Annotated in this window: 10 protein-coding genes; 1 reads left to right on the forward strand and 9 read right to left on the reverse strand. The window is 60.3% G+C overall.

Annotation, left to right across the window (positions count from 1 at the left end):
* Positions 1–443 (forward strand): SOS response-associated peptidase (locus tag AF71_RS22650; protein ID WP_169683192.1); only part of this gene is annotated, 443 nt, incomplete at its 5' end.
* 1,240 nt (positions 444–1,683) lie between these two features.
* Here AF71_RS22650 and AF71_RS22660 read toward each other — a convergent pair.
* The 9 genes from AF71_RS22660 to AF71_RS22700 form a co-directional block, all read right to left on the reverse strand.
* Positions 1,684–2,598, reverse strand: a complete 915-nt coding sequence (locus AF71_RS22660) for a TIM barrel protein (protein WP_169683195.1) — start codon at positions 2,596–2,598, stop codon at positions 1,684–1,686.
* Positions 2,599–2,690: 92 nt separating this feature from the next.
* The gene (locus AF71_RS22665; RefSeq protein WP_169683197.1) at positions 2,691–3,569 is read right to left on the reverse strand and encodes an ABC transporter permease; all 879 of its coding nucleotides are present in this window, start codon (positions 3,567–3,569) and stop codon (positions 2,691–2,693) included.
* A gap of 10 nt (positions 3,570–3,579) precedes the next feature.
* Positions 3,580–4,506 carry an ABC transporter permease gene (locus AF71_RS22670; RefSeq protein WP_169683199.1) on the reverse strand — a complete coding sequence of 309 codons (927 nt, stop codon included), beginning with the start codon at positions 4,504–4,506 and terminating at the stop codon, positions 3,580–3,582.
* A gap of 11 nt (positions 4,507–4,517) precedes the next feature.
* Complete coding sequence (locus AF71_RS22675) at positions 4,518–5,501, reverse strand: oligopeptide/dipeptide ABC transporter ATP-binding protein (protein WP_169683202.1); 984 nt, start codon at positions 5,499–5,501, stop codon at positions 4,518–4,520.
* Positions 5,498–6,514, reverse strand: coding sequence for an ABC transporter ATP-binding protein (locus AF71_RS22680; RefSeq protein WP_169683204.1), 1,017 nt, complete (start codon positions 6,512–6,514; stop codon positions 5,498–5,500). The genes AF71_RS22675 and AF71_RS22680 overlap by 4 nt, the downstream gene beginning before the upstream one ends.
* A gap of 89 nt (positions 6,515–6,603) precedes the next feature.
* Complete coding sequence (locus AF71_RS22685) at positions 6,604–8,232, reverse strand: ABC transporter substrate-binding protein (protein WP_169683206.1); 1,629 nt, start codon at positions 8,230–8,232, stop codon at positions 6,604–6,606.
* 266 nt (positions 8,233–8,498) lie between these two features.
* Positions 8,499–9,455 carry a sugar-binding transcriptional regulator gene (locus AF71_RS22690; protein WP_169683208.1) on the reverse strand — a complete coding sequence of 319 codons (957 nt, stop codon included), beginning with the start codon at positions 9,453–9,455 and terminating at the stop codon, positions 8,499–8,501.
* Between the two features lie 54 nt (positions 9,456–9,509).
* Positions 9,510–10,214 carry an HAD-IA family hydrolase gene (locus tag AF71_RS22695; RefSeq protein ID WP_169683209.1) on the reverse strand — a complete coding sequence of 235 codons (705 nt, stop codon included), beginning with the start codon at positions 10,212–10,214 and terminating at the stop codon, positions 9,510–9,512.
* Between the two features lie 72 nt (positions 10,215–10,286).
* On the reverse strand, positions 10,287–11,036 hold the full coding sequence (locus AF71_RS22700; protein ID WP_169683211.1) for a glycerophosphodiester phosphodiesterase family protein: 750 nt from the start codon (positions 11,034–11,036) through the stop codon (positions 10,287–10,289).
* Between the last annotated feature and the right edge of the window lie 420 nt (positions 11,037–11,456).

Below are 11,456 nucleotides of genomic sequence, written 5' to 3' on the forward strand. Positions count from 1 at the left end.
GCCTGTTCAAGTCGGCGTATCGATTACGTCGGTGCCTCGTGCCAATCAACGGCTACTTCGAATGGAAGGACATCTACGGGACGGGCAAGAACAAGCAGCCCNACGCGATTGCCATGGCCGATGACAGCCCATTCGCGCTCGCCGGCATATGGGACACATGGCGAGATCCAACCACCGGCGTTGAGATCCGCAATTTCGCGGCCATTACGTGCCCACCAAACGAGATGATGGCGACAATCCATGACCGAATGCCCGTCATCCTGCATCGAGGCGATTACGACCGGTGGCTATCACCGGAGCCAGACCCGGACGACCTCATGAGGCCCTTCCCCGCCGAACTGATGAAGATGTGGCCGGTCGACAGAAAGGTCGGCTCGCCAAGGAACGATACGGCGGACATCATCGACGAGATCGACCCTGATCCCGAACCGACGATGATATGATCGAGGGGCCAGGCCAGCGCCTAGTCGCAGACGTTCCTGTATCGCACAACCCGGTGGCCGTGGCGGTATCCGTAGTACCTCTGTGTCCAGCAGCGTTGGGCGTCGCGATATCCCGGGCCATCGTAGTCGTCATCGTACACGTAGCGTGGTGAAGAGCGATAGTACCGCGGGGCTGGCGGATCATCGTAGTAGCGAGGGCCGCTGCCATACTCAAAGTAGATCTGAGAGAATGCCGGCGACGCTGACAGCGTAGTCGCGAACGCCAGCGCTGCGATAGCGAGCTTCTTCATGTCTTATTCCCATTCCGGTTTGCGCATAGACGTTGGTAAGGCGGTGTCTCACGCTTCGGTCTTAATACGTCATTAGCGTTGTTCCTGAACATCGGACCTAAGTCCGAGATGGATCGGACTCGGGTCTGGTGGCTTCAGGACCTTTGTCCGACTGTTCAAGCCAGCCCAATCCCGCATAACTTGTGCCGTCCAACCCCACCGGACACCGGAATGCTCCGGCACGCCCCTCGTGTGTAAACCCCTCGGAGCTTCCGGAGCCGGCCTCATAGCGCAACCCGCAGCGAGAGCGCTCGAACCACAACACTGAGGTTCCGGCGTGTATTTTGTCGATGACTTATATTAGTGGTTGGTGTAATTTTTCTGTGTCTGCCTCCCATGGAGAGACAGGGAGGTTCCGTGGTCGGCTGGACCCCTTCCCGGAATCTCCCACTTCTGCCGGAATTTAGGTCGGGGCACCACAACGTCATGGCTGCGAAAGCAGCCAATCAGCATGGACGCAAGCCTAGAGCATTTCGAGCTTCCACCGAAGCGGGACAAACGGAAGATGGGGCAATGATTTATACTAGCTGCTTAGTACTTTTGCGCGGATAGAAACCTTTGCGAGTAAGTGTATATTAGGAGCGTCGCAACCTGGGATGTGACGGAGCGAAGCCTTCGTCTCGCGGATCCCCCGCCGCCAACGAGACTTCACTTCAGAAATAGTGGCAGGGAGGTTCGACCCTCTCATGAACCTCCCTGTTTTAATCGGCGCTCATGCCATAGCACACTCGGGGTCGCCGCTGGCTCCATTGTTTGCATAACCATAGCACGAGATGAAGGCGCCTTGAGGCTCCGGGGCAGGCCGCCAGCCAACTCGGAATACTGGGCGGCCATCTGGATTTCTCATGTGTGCCTCCCAGTTCAATCTTCTCGAGATGTAGTCGCCAGTAGTGACGCCCGTCTCGCGGCCGTTATTCCGCAGCTACGGCAGTGCGGCTGCGGTTCAATGCAATGAGACCCTTTGCGCGCTCAAGCGATGCGCTCTGCTCGTTGCGATAGCGGGCGCCGATTTCCATCATCAGAACGGTGCCGGGCAGGAACTCAAGCTCGCTGAAAATATCCTCCCAATCAATGTCACCCCAGCCAAGTGGCATGTGCAGGTCGCCGATGCCGAGCGCGGTCGATTCCTGAAGATGATAGGGCTTGTAGAAGGCCTGCGGACGACCGAAGGAATCATGGACGTGCAGGTGGCCGGCAACGGGCGCCATGGCGCGGATCTGTTCGCGGAAGTTCAGGCCGCGATAGGTCGCCTCTATATAGGCATGACTGAAGTCGATCAGCGCCACCAGGTTCGGATGGCCGACCGCGTTAACCGTCGCGGCAACCTCGGCCGGCGTCTGACGGTACTGGCCCGGTTCCGTGGTGAAGATGTTTTCGAAGGCGATGCGCACGTCGTAGCGTTTGGCATGTTCAGCCAGCTCGAACAGAGCCTCGCGTTCGCGCTGATCAGCCGTGGCGCGCTCGAACAGCTGGTCGGCGCGCAAGTGGCCGCCATGCTGTACGATCACCCTTGCACCGATCCGATCGCAGACCTCGACGAGCGCCTTGGCGGCATCGATCTGATAGCGTGCGGTTGCCGGATCCATGAAGTTGGACGATACGAGCCCATGGACCGTGTAGCGGAATGGAAACTGGGTGGTCAGTGCGGCCAGGCGTTCTGCGCGATCCTTGACGACGCGGCCACCGGCGATCAGGTCGATGGTCGTCAGGCCGAGTTCGACGGTCTCCACACCGAGGCCAGCAAGGCGGCGCAGATCGGCTTCGAGGCTGTCGAGTTCTCCGTCGGTGGAACCGGAATTGAAGCCGGTCGAGATGATATTGCTCATGGGCATGTCCTTTGTTGAGGGTGTGTGAACTGCGGCGGTGTCGCCGCAGAATGGAGAGGTCTGGCTTGCGACACGTGAGCCCTGCGTCCGCCTCAACTGACGGTCGGGTCCAGCTTGTCGCGAAGCCAGTCGCCGGCAAGCGAGATCGAAAGCGTCGTCAGCATGATGACCGTGGCTGGTGCCAGCATGATCCAGGGGGCACGCGTCAGGTATTCCCGTCCGAAGCCGACCATGTTGCCAAGACTGGTCTCGGGCGGCTGGACACCCAGCCCGAGGAACGACAGGCCGCTTTCCATCAGGATGATCTCCGGAAAGGTCAGCGTCATCGAGACGATGAGGGTCGAAGCGACATTGGGCAGGATGTGGCGGAGATAGACCCGCGTCGGGGTCGCGCCGAGCTGCACAACTGCCGCCGCATAGCCCTGCGCGCCAGCGGCAATGGCCAGGCCGCGAGCAATGCGGGCATAACGCTCCCAGCCATAGAAGCCCATGAGGCAAACCAAGAGCACCATGGATGAGCCGAAAAAGGCGAGTACGGCAAGCGACATGATCAGGAAAGGCAAGGCCGCCTGGAAGTCCGCCAGCACGAGCACGACGTGCTCGACTGCGCCGCGAAAACGGGCAGCGGCGAAGCCGAGAAGCGTGCCAAAGACTGCTGATAGAAGCGTCGCGCCAAAGGCGATGATCAACGAGAGGCGGATCGACTGGATCAGGCGCGAGAGAACGTCGCGACCCAGCTCGTCTGTGCCAAGCCAATGTTTGCTGGAGCCGGGTGCAGAAAGCCGGCTGGTGAGGTCCATGGCGGTAATATTATAGGGCCGCATGTGGTCGGCGAAGGCAGCAACCACCACCATTGTGAGAAGCCACATAATGCCAAGGAAAACGAGCGGCGGTACGGTTTGCAGCAGCCGCGACGTCCTGCCATTTGCCATTCGGACGGTCCGCGCTTCACCAAGTTCGACATTAGCCATGCTTCTTTCCTCAATGTCCTGTGTGAGAGCGCAACCGCGGATCGAGCCAGCCATAGAGCAGATCGACAACAAGGTTGGAGACGACCATCGTGGCTGCGATGATCAGGAGAATGCATTGAACGACCGCCAGATCTCGATTGCTGACAGACACGACTAGCAAACGACCGATGCCCGGCCAGGAGAAGATCGACTCCACGACAACGGCACCCGCGATCAGCGATCCGACCATGAAGCCGACGATGGTGACGATCGGGACGGCGGCATTGGGCAGCGCGTGGCTCCAGACGACGTCGCGCCACTTCAGCCCCTTGGCAGACGCCGTCCGGATATAGGGCTGCCCCATCACCTCGATCATGGCGCTGCGCGAAAAGCGGGCAAGGATGCCGATCCCCCCAATGCTCATCGTGATCGTCGGCAGGATGCCATGCATCCACGTGTCCTGACCGCCGGATGGCAGAAGCCCGAGCATGACGGAGAAAATCAGAACCAGCACGAGCCCCATCACGAAGGAGGGAATTGTGAAGCCAAAGATCGCCAGAAGGATGACCCCGCGATCGGCAAAACTCTGCCGATGCAGCGCGGCGTAGACGCCTGCTGGAATGCCGATCACAAGTTTCAGGATCAACGCCGGCACCGTCAGTTGCAGGGTGGCCGGAACGCGCTCCATGACGAGACGCAGAGCTGACGCCTTATCGCGCATCGACACGCCAAAATCGCCGGTGAATATCGATTTGAGATAAGCGATATACTGGATCCAGAGCGGCTGATCGAGACCCCACGCCTTTCTGAAGGCGTCGATGGAATCCTGCGGCACGTCGGGTCCTAGCATGACCTGCGCCGGATCGCCCGACATGCGCAAAACGACGAAGGCAAACGTCACGACAGCGAGGATCGTGATCAGCGCCCGGAACAACCGCACGAGAACGAAGCGGATCATCTGAACATTCCCTATGCTGCAATCCGGGCGTCTTCGCCCGCTGTCACGTGGCAGGCCACTGTCCGCCCGTGTCCGATGGTCTTAAGCTGAGGCGCGTCGATACGGCATCGATCGCGCGCCAGCGGGCAGCGCGGATGAAAGGCACAGCCTGACGGTCGGTTTGCCGGATTGGGCGGCTCGCCCTGAAGGATCGTGCGTCCTTGCAGCGGGATGCCCGCACGCGGTACGCTCGATACCAGAGCGCGCGTGTAGGGATGCATCGGCGAGTGGAAGATCACGTCAGCCGATGCCTCTTCGACGACACGGCCGAGATACATGACGGCAACCTTATCGGCCATGTTGCGCACCACCTTGAGGTCATGGCTGATGAACACCATTGCGATGCTGTGTTGCTGCTGAAGATCGCGAAGCATGTTGATGATCTGGGCCTGGATAGAGACGTCGAGTGCCGAAACCGGTTCGTCGCACACCAGAAGCTTCGGGCGGGAAGCGATTGCGCGCGCAATCACGGCGCGCTGGCGTTGACCACCTGACAATTCGTGCGGGAAGCGTGGGGCCTGATCCGGCCGAAGGCCAACCGCGTTCATGAGTTCGGCAACCCGTGCGGCGCGATGTTCCCTTGGGATCAGCCGGTGGATTTCCAGCGGTTCGGACAGCTGCGTGGCAATCGTCAGGCGTCGGTCGAGGGCTGCGAGCGGATCCTGGTAGACAAGTTGCATCTTTGCCCGCAGCTTGCGCCACTCCGGGGTTCTGCTTTCCGGCATGGGCTTGCCATCGAACACGACCTCGCCTTCCTGTGCGGCGTCGATCCCGAGCAGCATACGCCCGAGCGTCGATTTTCCCGAGCCAGACTCTCCGACGATGCCAAGGGTCTCGCCGGGCATCACGGCCAGCGAGATACCGTCGACGGCGCGCACCGGTGTCGGGCGACCTAACAGTCCACGGCGGACATGGTAGATGCGAACGAGGTCGCGGACTTCGATCAACGGCGTCAATGCATCATCCCCTCTGCGATGCGGTCTCTCGTCTCGGCGGCAATCGCGGCTGGCGGGACCGGCCGAGCACATGCGAGCTGGCGTCCACGGCCGATCGAAACAAGCGGAGGCAACTCGTGACTGCATGCCTCGACAGCGCGAGGACAGCGCGGCGAAAAGGAGCATCCTTTGGGCAGGTTCCGTGGATCCGGCACAGTCCCTGTGATCGGGATCAAACGTTGCCGCGGACCATCGATACTTGGAATGGCATCGAAGAGACCGCGGGTGTAAGGATGGCGTGGCTCAGCGAAAAGCTCGTCCACCATCCCTTCCTCGACAATGCGCCCGGCATACATGACGCATACTCGCTCGCAAACCTGCGACACCGCGCCGAGGTCGTGGCTGATGAAAACGGTCGCCATGCCCGTCTCGGTCCTGAGAGAGGTCAACAGGTCCAGGATTTGCGCCTGGATTGTCGCGTCGAGCGCTGTCGTCGGCTCGTCGGCGATCAGCAGATCCGGCTCGCCGGCAAGGGCCATCGCAATCATCAACCGCTGGCACTGTCCGCCTGAAAATTCATGCGGATAAAGGTCAAAACGGCGCCGCACATCCGGGATGCCGACCATATCCATGAGCCGCCATGCTTCAGTCTTTGCCGCCTCGCCGCGAAGGCCGCGGTGAATGAGAAGCGCCTCGGTGATCTGGCGCCCGATCTTCAGAACCGGATTGAGAGAGCTTGACGGGTCCTGGAAAATCATCGCGACGCGTCCGCCTCGGACTTGCTCCAGCGCGGAACGAGGCGCGGCGAGTAATTCCTGCCCGTCGATTTTGACCGATCCCATGACGCTCGCCTTGCCGGGCAACAGACCCAGCGCCGCAAGCCATGTCACCGACTTGCCGCAGCCCGATTCACCGACCAGGCCGACGGCCTCGCCTTTTGCAATGTCGAGATCGATCCCATGCAGTACCTGCACGCTATCGAAAGCGACTTTCAGCCCGCGCATTTCCACGAGCTTGGCGGCAGCTGTGCTCATCGGCTCACCCTTCCTGTCGGCGGTTGCGTTCATGACGAACGAGATGGATCCGGCGGTTCGCCGCCGCCGGATCCGGTTCATCGCTGAGATCAGCTCGGCCAGTTGTTGGCGCGGAAATCCATTGCAAAGGCGGGAGCGGCCTTCCACTTCAGCGACGATTTCATGCCGGTGAAGACAGCGTTCTGATGCAAGACCTGGTAGACGGGGTCTTCGCGCTCGCAGATCTCGAGCATACGGGCGAAGGCCTTCTTGCGCTGCCCGCGGTCGGTGCTGGTTTCCAGGATCTGAGACATCTGGTTGACCTCGGCATTCGACCAGTCCTTCTTCTGCTGGACTTCGCCGTTCGGGCCAAACTGGGCAACGATCGAGGAGACGGGATCGTTGAAGTTGGCTGAGGCCGACCAGTCGCGGACCCCCTTGACGCCTGCCGGATCGTGGATCTGGCCCCAGTTTTCCTTCATCTCGATCTCGACATTGAGACCGACCTGCTTCCACATCTCCACCATGATCTGACCGTTGGCGGTCTGGTTGGTGTAGTAATTGTTGAGCAGGCGGAAGGGGATCGCGTCGCCCTTATAGTTCGCCTGCTTCAGAAGGTCCTGGGCGAGAGCCGGATTGTATTCAGGAACCGACCAGCCTTCGACGAACATGTCGCCGTAGAACGGAAACTGCAGGCCTGCCGGGATCTTCGTCTGGCCAGCCCACAGCGCGTCGACGATCGCCTGGCGGTCGATCGAATGCGTCATGGCGCGGCGGACCAGCGGGTCCTTGAGGACCGGATTCTGGATATTGAAGACCGAGATGCGGTGATTGTTGATCGTCGAACCCTGCACCTCGAAGCCAGGAGCCGCCTGAACGGCTGCGATCTGGTCGGGCGGAAGGTCGCAGGCGAAATCATATTCACCGGAAAGCAGACCGTTGACGCGCGAGGCGACTTCGGGAACTTCGACAAAGCGGATCTGTTCGAGCGGCGGGCGACCGCCCCAATATTCGTCGAAGGCCACGAGTGTCAGCGACACATCGGGTTTGAACTCGGCGACCATGTAAGGACCTGTCGTGACCGGCTTGCGGGCCCAGTCGACATAGGTTCCGGCTTCATCCCAGGCGCGACGATTGGCGATCTGGCTGCCGAAAGCGTAGAGGCGGCCTTCGAGCGTCACGTCAGGCGTCGCGTTGTGGAAGCGAACCGTGTACTTGTCGACGGCTTCGACGCCAGCGAGCGCCGGCCACAGACGACGGCCGACGCCCGGTACCGCTGCCGGCAATTCCTTGACGGACGTCGGCTTGTTGTCGTTTTCGAAGATCGTCTTGCCGCCTGCCGGCTGCGTGCTGCCGAACACGCGCTGGGAGGAAAAGCTGAAGGCGACATCGTCAGCAGTCAACTCGTCGCCGTTGTGGAACCTCACGCCCTGACGCAGCTTGAGTTCCAGCGTCTTGTCGTCGATGCGCTTCCACTCTGTGGCGAGACCGGCAACTGGACCCTGATTGCCCATCCAGTCACGCAGGATCAAACCTTCCCAGAGGTTGGGGAAGAAAACTCGCTCGCCGACATTCGACTGCTCGTTCCAGATATCAAGCGTGTTGTTATTGGTGATTTTCTGCACGGCGATCGTCACGGACGGCCGTTTGCCTTGGCTCAACGCGAAGCGTGGCAAAATCGCGGTGCCTGCCGTTGCGCCAAGCAGCCCCAGGACGTTGCGTCGATTGATAGAAAGCATGAAGGTCTCCCTTTGACGAAGTTTTGACGGAAATGGATCGGTCATAATGTCGCGGTGTTTTATGGCAGACTGCATGTCGGTTTCTTGATGAAACGATGAAGTTTACGTGACATTTAAGATGCTGTATTTGTTAACTTATCTCGGCTTATCCAGGCATCGAATTCCGCCCCCAATCCGTCCGGATTTTGGTTCACGGGCTCTTCGTCGAGCCAAGGCGAGCGATGCACAATTCGCCGATCAAGTCGCCCTTTCGGGCGCCTCGACCTTTATGATCCCAGCAGGCTCTGCGCAGTAATCTCGTCGGTCATCAGACCGTTGATCAGGCACCCCTTCAGGGCACCCTGGATCGCCGCCAGTTTTTGTTGACCCTTCGCCACGCCGATCACCAATGTCCTGCTGCAGGATGGAATGGGCGCACTCGCGACGCGATCGTTGGTAATGCCTTCAATCAGCTTGCCGTCCTTGTCGAAAGTCCACCCGACAATCTCTCCGACTGCGCCTGCCTGGTGCAGGAGCTTCAGTTCGTCCCTCAGGATGAAACCATCAAGGAAAAGAGGCGCCTGAACGCCGACGTCCCCAATGCCGACAAAGGCAACGTCAGCGCGTGCGGCAAGCGACAGTGTCTGGCGGATTACGGGCTGGTTGTGAAGGACCGCTCGTTCCTGTCGCGATGAGGCGATAACCGGAACCGGCATCGGAAAGCATTTCGCCGTGATCAAGTCGGCAAGCTTGAAGACCACATTATAGAACCAGACCGAGCCTTCGCGGGTGATATTGCCTGTCAAGGAAACGATCTTGTGCTGGTGTGCTTCCATGGGCACCATTTCCTCGATCGCGGCCTTCAACGTGTGACCGGTACCAATGGCGATCACGGCAGGCTTGTCGCAAGCCAACCGGCGCTCGATTTCGGCAGCCGTCGCCTGGGCAAGGCCACCGCTCAAACCCTGAGCCTGATCGCCGGACGGAATGACTTCCACGAACTGCAGCGAAAACTTGCTCTTCAGCCTTGCTGCCATACTCATGCAGTGGCCAACCGGATGATCGAGCCGGATCTTGATCAAGCCTTGCGAGACAGCGCGCGATACGAGACGCTGGGCGGTTTGCCGGGAAACGCCGAGCTTCTGCGCGATCTCGTCCTGGCTGTGCCCCCCTATGTAATAAAGCCAGCCAGCCTTGGCCGTGAAATCGAGCCGGCTGCCATGATCATCTCGCCTCGCAATCATGTCGCCCGCCTCCCCGCTGGTTCATCCTCATCTGCGTCACGGCGTCGATCGACGTCACGCACCCACCTCGACCGATGGCCGGGCCTGGTGCTGGTTGCCGACTCGTCGCCACAGGACATGCAGCAGCTCTTTGGCACCGAGAACGACCTCCTCGGCTCCTGCCGCAAACAGCGCCTCGCGCCGGCCCGAACGCGGATCGTTTGGCGCCACGAAGCCGATTGCCGGTACACCGGCAGCAACTGCCGCCTGAATACCCGCTGCGCTGTCATCGATGACGATGCTGCGCGCGCTGCTCGCGTTCATTTTGGACAGGCAGAACCGGATGAGATCCGGCGCGGGCTTTGGGGCGGCGACCATCTCGGCGCTGAATATGTTCGGGGCAAAGCGTGGCCACAGATCGAGAAGGCCCAGGCTCTTTTTGAGGCGTTCGACCGTGCTGTTCGATGCGACGCATTTTGCAACGTCGAGCCCATCGAGAACGGCGCTGATGCCCTCCATCGGCAGAAGGTCGCGGCGGAAGGCAGCAAATATTTCGGCATGCCATCCGGCAAAAACGGTATCGAGGTCGGCGCGGATGCGGCTGGCCAGAATCCGCCGCAAGTCAGCCTCCGACTTTCCGGTAAACTCGACGAGCACCTGGCGCGGCGTCATCTCCATGCCGGCCTGGGTTATGGCATGCGCAAGCGTGCGCGCCGCAATCGGTTCGCTATCGATCAGCACGCCATCGCAATCAAAAATCAGAAGATCCAAATTACTCATAGGTTCGCTATTCAGGTATTCGGTGGTTCGCATGTCTGCGTGCACAGGCCATTGCTGAGGGGCCCCAAGTGATCAAGCGGCCGAATGCCGCGATCCGGCGCGCACCGCCAGGGCCAGGGCTGGATCATCGCTGGTGATCCAGCCGACGCCCTGCCCGAGCCAGTGTTCGATCTCCTCTTGCTCATTCAACACCCAGCAGCAGAGACGATCTCGTGAAACGATCGCGGCAACGTCGTGAAAGGTTGCGGCCAGCAGCGACTTCTCGATGGCAACGAGGCCGGCGACTTCCGCAGCTTTGGCGAAGGTCGCAGCCGCACCCAGCGCCTCGGCGGACTTGGCATTGATCGAGCACAGGCGGCCGATTTCGGGAGCAACCTCCTGGCACCGCGCGAGAACCCCCAGATTGAAGCTTGTCAGCAGGCTGCGCCCGGCAAGCCCGTGACGTCGAATGGCCGCTGCCGCCAGGGCCTCAAGCCCTTCGTAATGCGCTCCATCCGCGTCGGCTTTCAGCTCGACATGAAGCTCGACGGGTCTCGAGGAAGCAAACAGAGCAAGCACCTCGTCAAGGGTCGGGATTGACTCCTGCGATCCTTTGAGGCGGGTCGCCTGATGATCGGAGGGTGACAAAGCCCGGACCTTGCCCGCTTTCTCGGTCGTACGCTCAAGCGTGGCGTCGTGAATGACGACGAGTTCCCCGGCGTCGGTCAAATGCACATCAAATTCGATCGCATCGACAGGGAGTTCCAAGGTCCTTCTGAAACCCTCAATCGAATTTTCGGGCCATTTGTTTCGTGCTCCGCGATGGCCAACGATTTTCGTCATGGGAAATACCTTCCGTAAAGATCAACTGGTCGAAAGTGCCGCCTCCCGGAAGCGACGCTCGGCTGCCAGCAATGTGACAGGCACCGTCACGTCTCGCGGCCAAGGCGACAGGAGTGGAGCATCGACGCACGCCTCTTTTAGAAGCTGGCATCGCGTGGGGCCCTCGGTCTGCGCTTTAGCCGCCTAACGGACAGCGTTAGCGGCCCGGTATAGTGAGCGCAGATAACCGTTGCGTGACATCTACCTCCACGGATGAGCAAATGCTCAGTTCCGGGAACAAGGCGTGCTGATCGGGTTCAAAATTTGCGGTGCGGTTAGCGGCATTGAAGCGGCTTCATGTGCCTGAATGCCAATGGCTGCCGTCGATGCTGAGATATCAGCGAAGCGTTGTCATTCGACATCCTTCCGGTAGGTGCGAAT

The sequence above is a fragment of the Rhizobium sp. 57MFTsu3.2 genome, from assembly GCF_012932765.1.
In the GTDB taxonomy this organism is placed as follows: Bacteria; Pseudomonadota; Alphaproteobacteria; order Rhizobiales; family Rhizobiaceae; genus Rhizobium; species Rhizobium altiplani.